This is a genomic window from Bifidobacterium saimiriisciurei (assembly GCF_010667655.1).
Classification (GTDB): domain Bacteria; phylum Actinomycetota; class Actinomycetes; order Actinomycetales; family Bifidobacteriaceae; genus Galliscardovia; species Galliscardovia saimiriisciurei.
The window spans coordinates 58502-76219 of sequence record NZ_WHZU01000014.1; the positions used below are offsets into that span (position 1 = coordinate 58502).

The window sequence follows — 17718 nt, forward strand, 5'->3', positions numbered from 1 at the left end:
TCGTTCGGGGCCTGCACACCATGCGCCAAAGGCCCGCACGAACCGTTCGCATGCCCCGGCCCGTCGTTTGACGTCGCATCGGCCCTTCTCTGCGCAAGACTTGCGCAACCACTGTTCTTTTTACCGCAATCATGGGGAAATGCGCAAATAGCGGGAGCATGCCAAGCGTTTGCCCATTTTCCGAGCGTTTTCCGAGCACTCCCCGATGGCGCGCCGCATCGCCGGCGAACGCCGGATGATGCCGACGCGCCTTCGGCCGTCGTCGGCATCACGGCGATATTAACGTTTGCATCAACGAATCATCTGATATTCATGACAACTTGCACGACAATTGCGCAAGCGCTATCATAAATATCGTATCCCTGACGATAAGATGATATTGTTCACCGATCTGAATCCAGCGACGAAGGAGTCCGCACATGGTAGATACATCCCTGTTTTCAATGAAGACGCTGAACGCGCATCCGGCCACGAATCCCGCCGCTGTGCTCAGCGGCGACCATTGGCGAATCAGCCTGCTCACCGACGCGCTCGTGCGTTTCGAATGGTCCGATTCCGGCCGGTTCGTCGATACGCCGACGCAGATGGCGTTCAACCGTGATTTCGCGGCGGCCTACGGCGACGACGCCCCGCGGTTCACGACGGTCGAACGCGATGGCTGGCTGGAGATCGATACGCCGAGCCTGCATATCTCGTACAACAAGAAGCCGTTCACCAAGGAGGGCCTGTACGCCACGGTCAAGGGCGTCGCCAGCACCGACAACACCTGGCATTACGGCGACGACCAGCTGCATAATCTCGGCGGCACGTACCGCACGCTCGACTGGGCGAACGGCCGCATCCCCGTGGACGACGGCGTGAACAGCACCGACGGCTGGGCGGTGATCGACGATTCCGAATCAAACATCATCATCGAGGCCGACGAGGTCGGCGGACACACGAATCCGTTCGGCACATGGGTCGTGCCGAAGCCGGAGCCGACGACCGACCTGTATCTGTTCGGCTACGGCCACCGCTACCGCGAGGCCGTGCACGATTTCTACAAGCTCACCGGCCCGACGCCGCTGCTGCCGCGTTTCGTGCTGGGCAACTGGTGGAGCCGCTATCATCGCTACACCGAGGCCGAATACCAGAAGCTGGTCACGCGGTTCGAGGCCGAGGGCCTGCCGTTCACGACGGCCGTCATCGATATGGACTGGCATCTCGTGGACGACGTCGACCCGAAGTATGGCTCGGGCTGGACGGGTTACACGTGGAACAAGGACTTCTTCCCCGATCCGCAGCGGTTCCTGCATTGGCTGCATGACCACGGCATGAAGACCACGCTGAACGTGCACCCGCGCGACGGCGTGCGCGCGTTCGAGGACGCCTACGCCGACATGGCCGAGGCGACGGGCGTGGACCCGAAGACCGGTGAGGCCGTGCAGTTCGACCTGACCGATCCGACGTTCATGGCCGCGTACTTCGACAAGCTGCATCATCCGATGGAGGACGAGGGCGTCGACTTCTGGTGGCTTGACTGGCAGCAGGGCGGCGTGACGCGACAGCGCGGACTCGACCCGCTGTGGATGCTCAACCACCTGCATTATCTGGATTCGGCGCGCGGCGACGCGAAGCGTTCGGGCGAGGATGCCGACCCGGCGCAGAGGATGGACGCCCGGCCGCTCACGTTCTCGCGCTACGCCGGCCCGGGCTCGCACCGCTACCCCATCGGCTTCTCCGGCGACACCGTGGTGACGTGGGAGTCGCTGAAGTTCCAGCCCGAGTTCACGGCCACGGCCTCGAACATCGGCTACGGCTGGTGGAGCCACGACATCGGCGGCCACATGTTCGGCTACCGCGACGAGGAGCTCGAGGCGCGCTGGTACCAGCTGGGCACGTTCAGCCCCATCAATCGTCTGCACTCCACCGACTCGCCGTTCAACGGCAAGGAACCGTGGAACTTCCACACCGAGGTGCGCGACGCGATGGACGCCACGCTGCGCCTGCGCCACGCGCTGATCCCATACCTGTACACGATGAACTGGCGCGCCGCACGCGAGGCCGAGCCGCTGGTGCAGCCGCTGTACTGGGATTACCCGGAGATTCGCGACGCCTACAAGCTCACCGACGAGTTCCTCTTCGGCACGGAGCTGCTGGTCTCGCCGATCGTCACGCCGATCGACCGCGACGTGCAGATGGCGAAGGCCGACGTGTGGCTGCCGCAGGGCATGTGGTTCGACTTCTTCGACGGCCGTCACTACGTGTCGCGGCCGGCCGATGGACGTCGCCTCGAGGCATGGCGCGGCCTCGACCGCATGCCGGTGTTCGCCAGGGCCGGCGCCATCGTGCCGCTGCAGGAACTGCCGGAGAACGGCGACGCAGGCGCGGACGGCACGGCGCTGAACTCGGTCGCCAACCCCGAAGCCCTGCGCGTGCTGGTCTTCCCCGGCGCGAACGGCGAGTTCACCATGGTTGAGGACGACGGCGCGTCGGAGTCCGAAGTGCGCAAGGCGACCACATGTTTCACGTGGAACATTGGCGGCGAAGTCGGTTCCGGCAACGCGTCGTTCGTCATCAACGCGGCCGAGGGCGCGACCGACGTCGTCCCCGAGGAACGCTCGTGGACGGTGGTGTTCCGCGGCGTGAAGGACTCGTCGGTCACGGTGTCGGCAAACGGCAGCGCGGCAATCGAGGCCCGGACGTCCTACGACGAGGAGACGCTCAGCCTCATCGTCGAGATTCCGGCGACGTCGGTCGGTGAGACCATCACGCTCACGCTGACCGACGGCGCGGCGATCGCCGGGAACCCGACGGCCGATGACGTGTTCCACGTGCTCAAGGACGCGCAGATGTACTACCTCACCAAGGAGAAGGCCAAGGCCCTGATCGACGACCTCGGCGTCGCCGCCCTGCCGGGCCTCGCCACCCTCGAGGACCTGCACGGCGTGGACGAGAGCCGCTACAACGACTCCCACATGCCGCAGTCCGTAATCCAGGCGCTCGCCGAGGTGCTGACGCGCGAATAGGGAATGGGACGCGAGGACATGGGCATAACCAACGCCTACGCGCGGCGCATATGATTCGCGCGTAGGCATCATGATGGGGTCTGCACGGCGTGCCGTCGTGCAGACCCCTCGTCATATCAGGATCGTTCGAATTCCGATATTTCGAATCACGATATTTCCAATCCCGATATGGAAATATCGGAACATGGCAATCGCGGGTTCGCCTCACTTCTTAGGGCGGAAGAACTCCTCGATCTCCTCGAGACGCTTGCCCTTGGTCTCGGGGACCAGGAACCTGACGCCGAGGAAGCCGATGATGTCGAGCGCCGCGAAGAACAGGAACATGCCCTGGCCTCCCCAGCCGGCGAACATCATCGGGGTGAACTGGCCGACCAGCCATGCGGTGCCCCAGATGAACACGCCGCACAGTCCGGAGGCGCGGCCGCGAAGATGCGTGGGGAACAGTTCGGGGATCATCACCCAGGTGACCGGCCCCATGGAGAACGCGAACGCGGCGATGAACCCGCAGGCGAACACCACGACCAGCACGCCCGATGCGTTGAACATGAACGTCAGCGCCATGGCGATGGCGAACACGGCCATCAGCGCCGTGCCCCACAGCATCAGCGGCTTGCGTCCCGCGCGGTCGATGAGCACCATGCCCACGACGGTGAACACGAGTTCGACGCCGCCGACCATGGTGGACGCCAGGAACTCCGAGTTGCCGCCGAAGCCGGCGTTGCGGAAGATCGTGGGGCCGTAGAAGGAGATGGTGTTCTGGCCGACCGCCTGGTTGAACACGGCCAGGAAGATGCCCACCATCAGCGCCCTGCGCAGGCCGGGACCGAACAGCTCGGCGAAGCTGCCGCTCTGGTCGAGCTTGATGGAGGCCTCGATGGCCTTGGCCTCCTCGCGCGCGCCCTCCGTGCCGTTGATGCGTTCGAGGATTTTGAAGCCCTGATCCTGCTTGCCGGACTGCATGAGGAATCGCGGGCTTTCCGGCGCGAGCAGCATGAACACGAACAACACCAGCGCGGGCGCGGCACCGATGCCGAGCACCCAGCGCCAGCCCGTGCTCACGCCCCACGCATGCGAGCCGGACTGCGCGATGGCGAAGTTGATGATGTTGGTGAGGAAGATGCCGATGATGCACAGGAACTGGTACATGGACGACAATGTGCCGCGCCATTTCGCCGGCGCGCATTCGGTGACGTACGTGATGGAGATCGACGACGACAGGCCGATGCCGAGGCCGCCGATGATGCGCGCGGCGATCAGCTGCTCGGGCGACTGGGTGAACGCGGCGAACAGGCCGGCGATGAAGAAGAACAGGGCGCCGAACATCATGACCTTGCGTCGGCCGATGCGGTCGCTGAGGAAGCCGGATGCGCCGACGCCGACCACGCCGCCGATGAAGATGCTGGAGACGATGAGGCCTTCATGGGCCGGGGTGAGGTCGTAGAGCTCCTGCAGGAAGCCGATGGCCCCGGAGATGCTCACGGCGTCGTAGCCGTAGAGCAGGCCGGCCATGCCGGCGCTGAGCGCCAGGATGATGACGTATTTCATGGACCCTTGCGCGACCGGTGCGGCCGCCGTTCGGATGGCGTCGTCTTCGCTGACGACCTTTTGCGTGGCAGACATGATGATTCCTTACTGTGATCGGCGGCCTCGTTGCCGCCGAAACGAATACAAATACGGATGGAGGAGACGGAAGGATATGGGAAGCGAAAAACGGGGCGTCCTGGAGGAGGAGAAGCAGGACGCCCCGTCGAGGATGGAAGGGGTTGGCCTCCGTCTACCCGGTCGGCCGAAACCGACCGGACCGACGGAGAATCGATGATGATGGATCAGGCGTCGAGCGCACCGAGCAGGTGCAGCTCGAAGCGGGCCTTGAGGTTGTCGGGGTTGAGCCTCAGGCTCTCCTCGAACAGCTCGCGGGCGCCATCCTTGTCGTTGAAGAACAGGCGGCTGTAGGCGAGCGCGCGGACCGTTTCGGCCTTGTGCTCGGTCACGCCGTCGGGCACGAACGACAGGTGCAGCGAGGTGACGATGGGCTTGCGGTCGAGGTCGTTCTTCACGTCCTCCTCCCACTTGACCACGGAGGCGCTCATGTCCTTGCGGGAGATGATGTTGTCGCCGAGCAGGCGTTCGGCGAGCGCCACGTAGTAGTCGGTCTCCGGGCCCATGTAGGGGCTGTAGTTGCTGTGGATGAAGGGCAGCAGGCGGGATGCGGCCTTGCGGGCCTCGTCCTCGCGGCCGAGCTTCTCCAGCGCGGCGGCCTCGAACCAGCGGGCGTAGTACAGCTGCTGGGTGTCCCACCAGCCGGCGCGGAAGTTCGCGGGGATGATCTGCGCGTTGCGGTAGCATTCGAGCGCCTCCTCGACCTTGCCGTCACGTTCGAGCAGTCGGCCCTTGCAGCACAGTGCGAAGGTGTACGACTCGGTGAGGTAGGTCTCCTGGCATTCGGCGGCCACGAACTCGTGGTGCCTGAGCACGTCGAGCGCCTTGTCGAATTCGAACACGTTGCTGTAGGCGTCGGCCAGGTCCCAGGCGAGGGTGTCCGATGGCTTGTCGGGCAGGTTGGCGAGCAGCCATTCGAGGCGTTCGCGTCCGTCCACGCCGAGCTTGGCGGCCACGTAGTTGGTCTCGCGCACGAGCGTGTCGTCCTTCGGCTTGACCTCCACGGCCTTCTTCATCAGCTCCAGCGCCTCCTCGCGGCGGTCGAACTTGCTGAAGTAGGCGATGGCGAGGTTGCGCCATGCGATGTAGAAGCCGGGCTTCAGTTCGGTGACCTTCTTCCACTGGTCGGCTGCGGCCTTGTACTGCAGCTTGTTATACAGGATGCAGCCGTACAGGTAGGCGGCGGTGTAGTCGGTCGGGTCGGCTTCGACGGCGGCCTTGAGCACGGGCAGCTCCTCGAGGCGGTACGGGAACACGTCCACGATCGGGCTGTCGGACACGGCCTTGCGGTTGGAGGCGGCGGACTCGGTCTTGCCGAGCGCGTCGTAGACGAAGGCGAGCGTGTAGTGGGTCATCGGGGTGGACTGCCCGGCGAGCTTGGCGCCTTCGAGCAGGGCGACAGCCTCCTCCTTCAGTCCGGCGAGCAGCAGGTCGAACGTGACGTCGAGGATGGTCTGCGCGGGGTTGCTCAGCAGAATCGAGTAGAACTCGCCGAGGTCCTTGCCGGAGTAGTAGAGGTGCGCGAAGCGCGCCAGGTGGTCGAGCCGGTCGCGGGCGATGATGCCCTCGAGTTCGGCCAGGCCCGTCTCGCGGTCGCCGAGCTTGATTTCGGCGATGGCCTTGTAGGTGCCGCAGATGGCGTGGTCGGCCTCCTTCTTGAGCGCCTGCTCGGCGTGCTCCTTCATCTTGGCCCAGTCGCCGCGCTGTCCGTCGATGCCGGCGATGTAGGTCATGGCCGGGGAGATGACGTTGTTGCTCCATGCGGCCTTGAAGAAGGTCTCGTAGGCGGCGTCGACCTCGCCCTTGCCGTACTCGCACAGCGCCTTGAGGTAGCTGTAGGTGCCGTCGTACGGGTTGTGGTTGAACCGGTTGAGCACCTTGTCGGCGCGGCGCAGGTATTCGAGCGCCTCGTCGTACAGGGCGTTGTTGTAGCGGTCCTCGGCCATGGCGAGCAGCGACGGCAGGTGTTCGGGGTCGCGTTCGAGCGCCACGAGGTAGTAGTCGCGTCCCTTGAACGACGGGTCGCGGTACTGGTCGATGTGCTGGCCGGCCACGTAGATCTCCTGCGCGGTGGTGAGCTCGTGCGGGGTGGGGATGCCGGGGTTGTCCTCGGGGATGCGCAGCACGTCGGGCTTGTCCTCGGTGTAGTCCATGAGCACGGTGCCGTCGGCGGCGGTCAAGCGCAGCGTGTAGACGTCGGCCGGCAGCGCCACGTCGAACTCGCGGTAGTCGCCGGGGTCGAGCGTGATGCTCTCGCGCAGCACCGTGTTCTCGCCGTCGCTCACCTCGAGCACGGCGTCGGCCACGCTCTTGGTGACGGCGATGCGCACCTCGCTGTTGGCCTTGTCGAGGTTGACCACGCCGTGGATGTTGGCGAAGGTCGGGGCCTTGGTGCCGTGGATCGGGAACCAGAACTGCGACCAGGTCTTCACCTCGTAGGGCGCGATGTACGTGAAGTCGGGCTGGTCGTCGGAGTAGGCGCCGGCCATGAGCTCGGCGTGCTCGCCGTCGTTGTCGGTGAGGTTGCCGTTCCATGCGTCGCCGAGGTCCTCGAGCGCCCACATGAACTGCTTCTTGCCGGGCACCATGTGGTGGTCGGCCACGTGCACGGTGCCGCAGTCGCGGTCGTGGTCGTAGCCGCCGAAGAAGTCGTACTTCGAGGGGGCGGCGAAGTAGGAGTTGCCCTTCAGCGTGTTCTTGTGGATGCTGATGTCGGTTTCCTCTTCGTGGTTCTCCACGGCGTACCAGCCCTTGGTGATCGGGAAGGTGGCGTGGTGACGGTCGTAGTGGTGGTGCACGTAGCCGACGTCCTGCGGGAAGAACAGCTGGTAGTTGGCGTTGACGTGGATGCCGGCGTTCTCGTACCAGAGGAACGGATGCTTGACGGGCGTGCGGTTGTCGATCTTCACCACGGTCTCGTAGTAGGAGACGTCGGGGCGCAGCTTGACGCCCCACGTGCCCTTGAGGCGGTACTGGCCCGGCGAGGGCGCGGCCTCGGAGCACCAGACGATCACGGTGCCGTCGTCGAGCTTCTCGATGCTGTAGTCGACGGCCATGTAGGTGCCGGGACGGTGGTGGAACGGGAAGTTGAACTCCATGCCGCCGGAGATCCAGTTGCCGTAGGAGCCGACGATGACGGGCTTGATGCGGTGGTGGCGGTAGAGGAAGTTGTAGTCGTTGACCTTGTCGTAGCCTTCGAGGATGCGGCCGCCGAGCTCGGGCAGGATCAGCAGGCGGATGTAGTCGTTTTCGAGGCGGACCACGGTGTACTCATGGTCGGTGAGCTTGTCGCGTTCCACGCCGAGCGTCACACGGTTCGGGTAGGCGTAGCCGGTGGAGCCCTGATGCTGGCGGAACTCCGAGTACATGGGCATTTCGTCGGGGGCGGGCGGTTCGTAGGTCGGGATGATCATCTTTTCGACGCCGGTGACCACGGGATTGTGAGGCATGGGAAACTCCTTCATTTCGTATGCGATCGTTGGGTTTGTAGTTGTTCTTGACTGCGCTGTCACCATCAACGTTATGCCCGAAACCAAGGCGTCGATTTATAAAAAATGCTTTCCGATATGTAAAAAACATCCAAGGAACCGAACATCGACGATGTTCGGATATGACGACGATTCCGGCGCGGCCGACGGCGCCGACGGCACCGGCCGCGACCGGACGCCGACGCTATCCCCTCACCGACCGCCGGTATTCCAACGGCGTCATGCCCTCCGCGTTGCGGAACGCCAGACAGAACGCGCTCGGCGACGAGAACCCGCATTTCGCGCAGATCCGCTTCAACGAATCATCGGTCCTGGCGAGCAATCGCTTCGCCGCGTCCATACGCGCCTTGACGAGGAACGCATGGGGCGTCAGCCCCGTCGCCCTGCGGAACTCCTTGATGAAGTAGCCGCGGCTCATGCACGCCATATTCGCCAGCTCGTCGTTCGTCAACGGCTGGGCGAGATTCGCCACGATGAAATCCTGCACATCCTCCATGGCATACTGATGCGTCTGCTCCTCCTCGGGCGAATCGTCAACGCCGCTCGCGCATTCGGTGAGGATGTCGGTCAGGTACCGCGACATCAACGGCTCCGACATCCGCGTGCCGCCGCGAAACCCCTCGCCGATGCGGCGCAGACGATTCACCGCGAACTGCGAATTGGCCGTGGAGAACACGTTGCCCGCGCGCTCGCTGATGAAGTCGTAGTACATGCGCGCGGAGACGCCGTTGAAGTGGATCCACAGCACCTCGCTGTCCGCCAACGCCTCGTACGACTGCGGTTCGTAGCAGTCGATGAGCACGAAGTCGCCGGCGTGCGCGACGATGCGCTCCCTGCCGGGGATATCGATGCCGAATCTGCCCGAGCGGATGAAGAACAGCAGGAAATTATCGAGCGGGCCACGGTTAAGCTTGTAGCCGGCCACGTACCGGTACGTGCCCAGCCACTCCGGATACAGGAACACCTTCGCACCCGAATTGGTCGGACGGTACCGGAAATGCTCGGACTGTTCGTTGACCACATTCCGTTCCGCCGGTTTCATGACGCACTCCCCTTCGAGCTGTTTTCTCCTTCGAGATATTTTCCGGCCGTCAGCATCGTCGCGGCCGGCGTCTCATCCGACGCCACCCATGTCATGACGTCCGTTATGTTGCGCACTTTTCGACAATGCCGCAGCACTTTTCATATAGTACGCCGCATGGGCGCCGACTTAGCCTGAACGCATGGCACATCATCATGGACAGGCCACTGCGATACTCGACGACGATATCCGGACAGTGACCATCACCGGACCGGGCGGCATGACCGCCCGCCTGACGAATCACGGCGCGCGGCTCATGTCGCTGACGGTACCCGACCGTGACGGCCACCCGACCGACGTGGTGCTCGGCAAGGATGATCCGCATGAATACGTCGCGGACGATACGTTGATGGGCGCCATAGTGGGCCGCAACGCCAACCGCATCCAAGGAGCGCGGTTCGCCATCGCCGGCCGCGAATACCGGCTGGCGGCGAACGAGGGGACGAACAGCAACCACAGCCAGCCAAACGGCTACGAACACCGGAACTGGACGGTTGCGGCCGCCGACGAATCGTCCGTCGAGTTCGCGTTGGACAGCCCCGACATGGACCAGGGATTCCCCGGCCGATTCCGCGTGACGGCACGGTATGAGCTGATCTCCGGCGGGCTGGCGCTCGGCATACGGGGAATGAGCGACTCCACGACCGTTGCGAACCTGACCACGCACACGTATTGGAATCTCAACGGCGAAGACGGCGGCGACGTGCTCGGGCATCGGCTGCGCATACCGGCGGAACGGTATCATCCGACCGACGAACGGTTCGTTCCCCTGCCGCAGCCGGCGGCCTCCGTCGACGGCACGCCCATGGATTTTCGCGATACGGCCGTCATCGGCGAACGATTGCACGACGGGGAACGACACGGCGACCGGCAGACAGCGCTCGCCCGAGGATACAACCATGCGTTTCCGACCGAAGGGACCGGCCTGCGGCTTATGGCCGAGGCGACCGGCGAGCGCAGCGGCATCCGCATGGCGATGTATGCGGATGCTCCGACCGTGCTGCTGTACACGGCCGGGTTCCTCGATGATGTTCCCGGCAAACAGGGCCATCGGTACGGCCCTTCCGCGGGACTGTGCCTGGAGCCGGGATTCGTGCCGAACGCGGTGAACCGCACGGATTGCACCAGACCGGTGTTGCCCGCCGGAACCGAGTACCGGCTCGACGTGCTGTATCGGTTCGAGTGAGAGACGGCGCGCCACGCGGTCGGGCGCGGGGCCGAGTCGCGGGCATGGGCCGCCTAACTCACGTAGCGTGACCGGCCCGTGTCATGCAGTCGAAGGCCCGGAACGACCACTCCCCTATCGCTCGGTTACGCGGCCAAACGCTGCTTCACGAAGTCGCCGAGCAGCTGCGGGGTCACGCCATCCCAGGTCTCGACGCAGGCGAACTGCGGGCCGTTCTTCGATGGCGGGTTGTCGGAGCGGATGTAGCCGGTCAGCGCGATGGTGGTGGCGCCGGCACGGACCGCGGATTCCAGCCCCACGGCGGAGTCCTCGAGCGCGACGCATTCGCGGATCTGGTCGCCCTCGATGCCGAGCTTGGCCGCGGCCGCGAGGAACGGCGCAGGATCCGGCTTCTTCTCCTTCACGTCGTCGGCGCACACGTATGCGTCGAACACGCCTTCGGGGGCCTGCGCGATCGCCGATTCGGCCATTGCGCGCGGCGAGGCCGTGACGAGCACGTTCGGCACGCCGGCCTCGTGCAGGGCCGTCACCACGTCGAGAACGCCGGGAATCCACGGCATATGCTCCATCTCGCGCCTGGCCACGAAGTCGATGATGCCGTCGGTCAGCTCCTCCACGCCGAGCCTGGTGCCGCGGTCGATCATCATCTGCGCCACCTTGGGCACGGGGGTGCCGGTGACCTTCCAGCCCATCTCCTCGCTCCAGTCGCCGCCGTACTGTTCGGCGAACCACAGCTCGGCCTCGTGCCAGATCGGTTCGGAGTTGATGAGCGTGCCGTCCATGTCCCAGAACGCCGCGCGCGGCAGCGTACCGTTGTACGTCGTCTTGTTCGTCGTTGTATTCGCCATGATTCCACTCTAAAAAACAACCCCAACAAACGCACGCCCACGCACCGGCCGCCATGCCGCCCGTGACGTACACTGGAACCACAGTGAACGAAGGGGTCATCATGGGATTGTTTGGCGGCAGGGGCAACGACGGCGACCACGACGCCAACGGCAGCGACGACGGCTACGTCTCACCGTTCGACAACCAATCAAACTACGTCAATATCGACGACTCCTCATACACTGCCTCGACCACGAGCTCACCGCAGACACCCACGGCCACACCGTCCGGTCCACAGTCCGCATATACCGAGCCCGCATCCGCACCATCATCCGGCCGCCGGCGAAAGGCCGAACCGTCCAGCGCCGACACGGCACTGCGCAGCAACGCCCGCTACCGCGACGCCCGATACGACGACGTCCGTCACGGCGACGCCGGCCCTGGCATCACCCCCGACGACACCAGCACCGGCTCGTCGGGCCGCAAGTCGAAATCCACGTGGTGGAGCCGCCTCGTCACCGTCTTCATCATCCTCTGTCTTCTGCCCAGTTTCTCCAGCGTCATCGGCGGCCTGTTCGGCTGGCATCGCGGCTCCTCCCGCACGAACGGCGGTTCCAGCGGCTACGCCACGACGACCCCGACGTCGAAACCCGCAAAATACGAGGTGCTCGACCGTACCGGCAAACTCACGTATCTCAAACAGTCCAGCAAGACGCTCAGCGCCGAATTCACCGTCGTCTCCGCCCGGCGCGGTCCGAAAAGCTGCAGCGCGCAGAACACGGTATTGGTGAAATACCAGGCGAAGAACACGTCGAAAACCGACATCGACATGCAGTCGTACCTGTCGTTCGACGTCTATGACTCCGGCATCGGCCTGCGTCAGGTCGGATGCTTCGCCGGCGGCAATCCGGACGGCTACGATTTCTCCGACTCGATACGGAAGATCGCCCCCGGCGGCTCGTTGGAGTTCATGAAGGCGTACGAGCTGCGCAACAACAACGACACGTTGTTCGATGTGCGTGTCGGCAATTACGCGCGCAATATGCCGACATCGATAGGCGCCTCGTTCACGTTGCCCAAGGATTCCACGGCCACCGACGTCACCTCGCCCGGGAAGGTCGTCAAACCCGACATGCCGCAAGGCTTCACGCTCGGCATGACGCGGCTGGACGGCGCCTCGTACCGTTACGACGACATTCTCGGCGACCAGCGGGGCATCGACATCAAGGCCACGGGCGTCAGACGCGGGCCGAAGACCTACAGCGGCAAGAACACGGTGATCGTGACGTATCAGTGGGTCAATCGCACGCCGATTCCCCTGACGTTCACCAATGCCGTGACGACGACCGCGTACCAGGACGGCGTCGAGCTCAAGCAGACGGTGTTTTCCCAGCCGTTCGCCGGATATTCGGTGGCGACGCGCGACGTGCCGGTGATGGAGGACGTGCCGATGACCACGACGATGGCGTATGAGCTGCTCAGCGACTCGAAACCGGTGACGACGTCCGTCAAGGGGTACGCCGGACTCGACGGCAAGACCGTGAAGAAGGAGTTTTCGCTGGGATAGGCGCCAGCTGGCGGACCCGTCCTCCCCTGACAAGGAGAGCCCCTACGGGAGCAATCATCCCCGCTTTTTCGGGCGGTTCTTGCGGAAGATGTCTATCACGATCCATACCGACAGCAGGAACGCGACCACATACCCCAGGAATCCGATGACGGGGATGCCGAAGATCACCGGCTTCATGCCCGCGTAGTACACGATCGACGAGCCGACGAACAGGCCGACGACGATCAGCGCCATCGTGAGGCGGTCGACCATGTAGCTCAGCTGGCGGATGGGCTCCTCGGAACCGACCATCTCCACGTTGGCCTTGAGCTGGCCGCGGGTGAGCATGCGGGCGGCGGTGCGGGCCTCGGCGAGCGCGCCCAACGTGCCGTGCAGCGCCTTCTGCCCCTCGATGCCCAGCGTCTTCATCTCCTCCTTGGCGGCGGACCGCAGGCCGCGTGTGGAGGCGATGTGCGCGGTGATGATGGCGATCATGTCGGTGTCGGGAAGGAACTCGTCGAGCACGCCCTCAAGCGTGACGAGGCCGCGCGCCACGGTGGTGACGATGCCGGGCAGTTCCACGTGGTGCTTGCGTGAAAGCTGGATGAGCGCGGTGACGAACGCGCCGATGTCGAGGTCCTGCAGGCTGACGGTGCCGAAGTCCTGCACGATGGCGTCGAGGTCGGACAGCAGGCCGGGATAGTTGACCTCCGCGGTGTCGGATGGGCCGGCGAACCGGAGGAACGCCTCGGCGAGCGCGGGCGAGTCCTGCTTGCCGACGGCGAAGATGATGTCCTGGAGGATCGACCTCGTGCGGGCGGAGAGGCGGCCGGTCATGCCGAGGTCGATCATCACGATCTTGCCATCGTGGATGATGATGTTGCCGGGATGGGGGTCGGCGTGGAAGAAGCCTTCGTCGAGCACCTGCGCGGCGTAGTTGTCGACAAGCTTGGTGCCGATCTCGTTGAGCGAGTAGCCGGCCTCGACGAGCTGGTCGGGGTGGGAGACGGAGATGCCGTCGACGTAGTCCATCACGACGACGTGCTCGGTGCACAGCGTGATGTACGGCTTGGGGCAGTCCATGTACTTGTAGTCCTTGGCGAATTCGCGGAAGTCCACGAGGTTGCGGGCCTCGATGAGGAAGTTCGTTTCGGACTGGAAGCTGTCCCAGAGCTCTTCGATCACGCCGTTGAGGTCGATGATCTGCGCGGATTTGATGTATTTCGTGGCGCGCCGGGAGATGGAGCGCATGATGTCGATGTCCTGCGCCATGGTCTCGCGCACGCCGGGCCGCTGCACCTTGACGGCGACGTCTTCGCCGGTGACGAGTCGGGCGCGATGCACCTGGGCGAGCGACGCCGAGCCGAGCGGCGTGCGGTCGATGGAGGCGAAGATGGTGTCGACCGGCCGGCCGTATTCGCGGGCGAGCGTGTCGAGCACGGTCTCGTACGGTATGGGGTCGGCGTCGGCGCGGAGCTTGGCGAGCTCGTCGCAGAATTCCTGCGGCAGGATCTCGCTTCGCATGGAGAGGTTCTGCCCGACCTTGACGAATGTGGGGCCGAGCGCCTCGAACATGAGCCGCATCTTCACCGGCGTCAGGCCGTGGAAGATGTCGAACTGGCGGGCGATGGCGAAGATCTCGCGCAGACGGTGCAGCCGGCCCTTGCGGGTGAGATGGTACTGTTCGGCGAACGTGGGCTCTTTGCTGCCGAACAGGCCGATGGTGCGTTCGGCGTCGGCGAGATGCCCCTCCTCCTCGCTGACGGGAGTGCCGGAGATGGCGTCGAGCACCTGCTCGTCGGTGAGCAGCGGGTCGTTTGATGCGTCGGTGACGGACGGAACGGCGGCCGCATCCGCGGCGGGCGGGTCCGCGGGTCCGCCGTCGGCGGCCCTGCCGCCCGTCGCCGTATGCGCCGTCGCGCGCGACGCCTTCTCCTGCTTCTCCAATGTCATAGTTCACCCATGGTAGTCAGGCGATGCACATCACCGTATCTGTGATCATTCGGCCTGCTTGTCGACGGATTCGGCGCCGGATTCGGCCGCCGCCTCGGCCTCCCCGTCCGCCGAGGCGTCCGGCGCATCCTCGGCCTTCGCGGCCTTCGCCGCCTTTTCGGCGTTGATGGTTTCGGCGAGCTGCGCGACCTTGGCGACGTAGGCGGCGCGCTCCTCGTCGCTCATCACCGAGAGACGGGCCTTGAGCGCGGCCTCCTTCACATCGTCGACGGTCTCGCGGGCCTTCGCGGCGGCGTCCTGGGCGCCGGTGAACGCGTCCTTGGCGGCACCCTGGGCCTTGCGCGTCAGTTCGGAGTTCAGCACCTTGCCCTGGTCGACGGTCAGCTCGCCCTTCTTCACGAGGTCGTCGACGATCTGCTGGCCTTTTTCGGCACCGGTCGCGACGGCGCCCACGCCGGCCAGGAAGATCGTGCGCAGTCCCTCACCCAAGTCGTTGAAGTTGAAATCGGCCATGATATCGCTCCTTCACGTCGTGTTCGTCGGCGTTCGGCGAAGCCCCGCGCGACGTTGCGCGCGGCGGGCCTTCGCCGCCGCCATCGCCTCCAACTTTACCGCAGCGACGAGGCGCGAAGGATGAACAGCTCGCCCCGATATGTCGGTGCGGCACTCCCCCGACGACCGCATTCCGGCCATACCCGGCCATGCGGCGGCGACGGCCGGCGCGTCACCGAAACGGCGCCCGCCCCGGCCACTACCGCGGCCGGGATGCGGCCACGCGACGCGCCTCGACGGCGAAATGCTCCAGCCGGTCGAGTTCCGCCTTCGCCGCGTCGCCGACGCGCGGCTCGAACGCGCCGTAGCGGCGTTCGGCCGCCTTGGCGATGAGGAAGTCCGAGATCTTCGGATTCTTCGGCAGCAGCGAGCCGTGCATGTACGTGCCGATGACGTTGTTCACGCGTGCGCCCTCGGTATGGTCCTCGCCGTTGTTGCCGCGCCCCTCGGCGTTCACATGGCCGAGCGGCGCCACCCCCTCGCGCAGGAACGTCTGGCCGGAGTGGTTCTCATAGCCGATCACATCGCCGAAGTCGCTGGAATGCTCCACGAGATTGCCGATCATACGCACGTCCTGGCCGACCGTGTACGCGCCGATCACGCCGATGCCGTCGAGACGCTTGCCTTCGGACGTCTCGAAGTATTCGCCGAACAGCTGGTACATGCCGCAGATCATGAGCATCGGCACGCCGTCGTCGGCGAGCGAACGCAGCAGGTCGGCGCGCGTGAAGAAGTCGTCGATGATCTTGCTCTGGCCGCTGTCCTGGCCGCCGCCGCCGAGAATCATATCGACGTGCCCGGGCCAGTCGTCGCCCTGGTTGTAGTGGTGGATCACCGGCTCGTAGCCGTAGAGCGCGAGCCTGCGGCGGATGGTGAGCACGTTGCCCGAGTCGCCGTAGATGTTCATGTCGTTCGGGTACAGGGACACGACGTCGATGGGGCGGCGTTCCGTCGTTTCGTTCGTCATCATCAGCTCCTTCATTCCCGTCCCACGCCGGCGTCGGCGACGTCGGCGATGCGGCCGAGATGCGCGCGGACCTTGAGCATGGACGTGTACGTGCAGTAGATGCGCTTGGGCCGGCCGGCATCCTTGGCGAGGAACGCGTCGACGGCGGCGTCGATGTCGGTGTTCACGTCGCCGACCGCGACCTCGTCGTAGCCGAGGCGCAGGGCCATGTCCCACGCGCGCACGCCGGAGACCATGCCGACGCCGGTGCCGCGCAGGCCGGTGAAGTCGACGTCCCACAGCCAGCTCATGTCGCGGCCGTCGGCGTATTCGTCGTTGATGACGATCATCGTGTCGTGGCCGGCGGGGTCGAACGACGTGAGCGCCAGACGGAAGCCCATCGGGTTCTTGACGAGCAGGAGTTCGACGTTCGTGCCGTTGACGTCGATGGATTCGCCGCGACCGAACGCGGGCGTGACCTCGGCGACGGCGGCGATGAGATCGTCGTCGGTCGGATGGATGTCCGGCATCACGTCGGCCGCGTCGGCGACGACCGCGCGGACGACGGCGAGCGCCGCGGCCGCGTTGAACAGGTTGTAGACGCCTTCGAGGCGCACGTCGGTGGAGAACGTCGCGCCGTCCATGAGGAAGTCGGCGTGATGGTCGCCGACCTTGGTGAGCGCCACATCGGCGGGAAGCGCGTCGTTGGCCTTCCGGCCGCCGTCCGCTCTTCCACCGGTCTTGTGCATGTCGTCGTCGGTGGGGAAGAACGAACGCAGGTCGTCGGAGAGTCCGAAATAGTAGACGCCGGTGCCGCCGGGCACGACGTCGGCGAGGTGTGCGATGCGCGGGTCCTCGCGGTTGAGCACGACGGTGCCGGTCGTGGTCTCGGCCACGTGGCTGAGGAGCCGGGCGGTGTTGTCGATCTCGCCGAAGCGGTCGAGCTGGTCGCGCATCACGTTGAGCAGCAGCGCATAGCGCGGCTTGACCTGGCGGACGAAATGCACGGCGTAGGCCTCGTCGAGTTCGAGCACGGCGATGTCGGCGTCGAGACGGCCGCCCATCGTGACCTCGGTGAGCAGAGCGGAGACCACGCCGCGTGTGAAGTTCGAGCCGGTGGGGTTGGTGAACACCTTGAGTCCGAGGCTGCGCAGCATGGAGGCGACCATGCGGGTGGTGGTGGTCTTGCCGTTGGTGCCGGAGACCAGCACCACGCCGAGCGGCAGCTGCGCGAGCGTGCGCGCGAGGAAGCCGGGGTCCACCTGTTCCACGATCTTGCCGGGGAATGCGCTGCCGCCGTGCTTGAGCAGCCTCGACAGCGCACGCACGCCCTTGCCTATCGCGGGCGTGGCGAACGCGTTCCACGGCTTGCGCGGCGCGGCGGTATGCCGCACGTCGACGTCGTTGGCCGAAAGTCCGGCCTGACCATTGCTTTTCACCATCTCATGCCTTTCCGATTCGCCCACCACCA

11 protein-coding genes are annotated in these 17718 nt (G+C 65.1%); 3 read left to right on the forward strand and 8 right to left on the reverse strand.

From position 1 onward, the window contains the following. Nucleotides 1-419: 419 nt before the first annotated feature. Nucleotides 420-3008 (forward strand): glycoside hydrolase family 31 protein, encoded by a 2589-nt coding sequence (locus GFD18_RS08700; RefSeq protein WP_163200553.1) that lies wholly within the window; start codon nucleotides 420-422, stop codon nucleotides 3006-3008. Between the two features lie 204 nt (nucleotides 3009-3212). On the opposite strand, the gene GFD18_RS08705 is transcribed toward GFD18_RS08700, so the two are convergent. From GFD18_RS08705 to GFD18_RS11350, 3 genes are all read right to left on the reverse strand, one after another. Continuing rightward, complete coding sequence (locus GFD18_RS08705) at nucleotides 3213-4628, reverse strand: sugar porter family MFS transporter (protein WP_225433011.1); 1416 nt, start codon at nucleotides 4626-4628, stop codon at nucleotides 3213-3215. A gap of 206 nt (nucleotides 4629-4834) precedes the next feature. Then, a complete protein-coding gene (locus tag GFD18_RS08710; RefSeq protein ID WP_163200552.1) occupies nucleotides 4835-8116 on the reverse strand; it encodes a tetratricopeptide repeat protein in 3282 nt (1093 codons plus the stop codon). A gap of 223 nt (nucleotides 8117-8339) precedes the next feature. Beyond that, on the reverse strand, nucleotides 8340-9176 hold the full coding sequence (locus GFD18_RS11350; RefSeq protein ID WP_163200551.1) for an AraC family transcriptional regulator: 837 nt from the start codon (nucleotides 9174-9176) through the stop codon (nucleotides 8340-8342). A 202-nt stretch (nucleotides 9177-9378) separates the two neighbouring features. On the opposite strand from GFD18_RS11350, the gene GFD18_RS08720 reads away from it, so the two are divergent. After that, nucleotides 9379-10422 (forward strand): aldose epimerase family protein, encoded by a 1044-nt coding sequence (locus GFD18_RS08720; protein WP_163200550.1) that lies wholly within the window; start codon nucleotides 9379-9381, stop codon nucleotides 10420-10422. 125 nt (nucleotides 10423-10547) lie between these two features. Here the strand turns inward: GFD18_RS08720 and GFD18_RS08725 are convergent, their stop codons facing one another. After that, nucleotides 10548-11270 (reverse strand): HAD family hydrolase, encoded by a 723-nt coding sequence (locus GFD18_RS08725; RefSeq protein ID WP_163200549.1) that lies wholly within the window; start codon nucleotides 11268-11270, stop codon nucleotides 10548-10550. 101 nt (nucleotides 11271-11371) lie between these two features. Here GFD18_RS08725 and GFD18_RS08730 point away from each other — a divergent pair, with 101 nt between their 5' ends. Continuing rightward, nucleotides 11372-12817 (forward strand): DUF5067 domain-containing protein, encoded by a 1446-nt coding sequence (locus GFD18_RS08730; protein WP_163200548.1) that lies wholly within the window; start codon nucleotides 11372-11374, stop codon nucleotides 12815-12817. 54 nt (nucleotides 12818-12871) lie between these two features. On the opposite strand, the gene GFD18_RS08735 is transcribed toward GFD18_RS08730, so the two are convergent. The 4 genes from GFD18_RS08735 to GFD18_RS08750 all read right to left on the reverse strand — a co-directional run bounded on the left by GFD18_RS08735 (nucleotide 12872) and on the right by GFD18_RS08750 (nucleotide 17689). Beyond that, nucleotides 12872-14749, reverse strand: coding sequence for an ABC1 kinase family protein (locus tag GFD18_RS08735; protein ID WP_163200547.1), 1878 nt, complete (start codon nucleotides 14747-14749; stop codon nucleotides 12872-12874). 45 nt (nucleotides 14750-14794) lie between these two features. Next, nucleotides 14795-15262, reverse strand: a complete 468-nt coding sequence (locus GFD18_RS08740; protein WP_163200546.1) for a phasin family protein — start codon at nucleotides 15260-15262, stop codon at nucleotides 14795-14797. A gap of 238 nt (nucleotides 15263-15500) precedes the next feature. Next, a complete protein-coding gene (locus GFD18_RS08745) occupies nucleotides 15501-16268 on the reverse strand; it encodes a type 1 glutamine amidotransferase (protein ID WP_163200599.1) in 768 nt (255 codons plus the stop codon). Nucleotides 16269-16279: 11 nt separating this feature from the next. Beyond that, a complete protein-coding gene (locus tag GFD18_RS08750; protein WP_225433012.1) occupies nucleotides 16280-17689 on the reverse strand; it encodes a Mur ligase family protein in 1410 nt (469 codons plus the stop codon). Nucleotides 17690-17718: the final 29 nt, after the last annotated feature.

Bases quoted from the DNA above. Each gene is read 5' to 3' on its own strand.
- GFD18_RS08700 (WP_163200553.1), top strand. From the start codon at position 420: ATGGTAGATACATCCCTGTTTTCAATGAAGACGCTGAACGCGCATCCG.
- GFD18_RS08705 (WP_225433011.1), bottom strand. From the start codon at position 4,628: ATGTCTGCCACGCAAAAGGTCGTCAGCGAAGACGACGCCATCCGAACG.
- GFD18_RS08710 (WP_163200552.1), bottom strand. From the start codon at position 8,116: ATGCCTCACAATCCCGTGGTCACCGGCGTCGAAAAGATGATCATCCCG.
- GFD18_RS08720 (WP_163200550.1), top strand. From the start codon at position 9,379: ATGGCACATCATCATGGACAGGCCACTGCGATACTCGACGACGATATC.
- GFD18_RS08725 (WP_163200549.1), bottom strand. From the start codon at position 11,270: ATGGCGAATACAACGACGAACAAGACGACGTACAACGGTACGCTGCCG.
- GFD18_RS08730 (WP_163200548.1), top strand. From the start codon at position 11,372: ATGGGATTGTTTGGCGGCAGGGGCAACGACGGCGACCACGACGCCAAC.
- GFD18_RS08735 (WP_163200547.1), bottom strand. From the start codon at position 14,749: ATGACATTGGAGAAGCAGGAGAAGGCGTCGCGCGCGACGGCGCATACG.
- GFD18_RS08740 (WP_163200546.1), bottom strand. From the start codon at position 15,262: ATGGCCGATTTCAACTTCAACGACTTGGGTGAGGGACTGCGCACGATC.
- GFD18_RS08745 (WP_163200599.1), bottom strand. From the start codon at position 16,268: ATGACGAACGAAACGACGGAACGCCGCCCCATCGACGTCGTGTCCCTG.
- GFD18_RS08750 (WP_225433012.1), bottom strand. From the start codon at position 17,689: ATGGTGAAAAGCAATGGTCAGGCCGGACTTTCGGCCAACGACGTCGAC.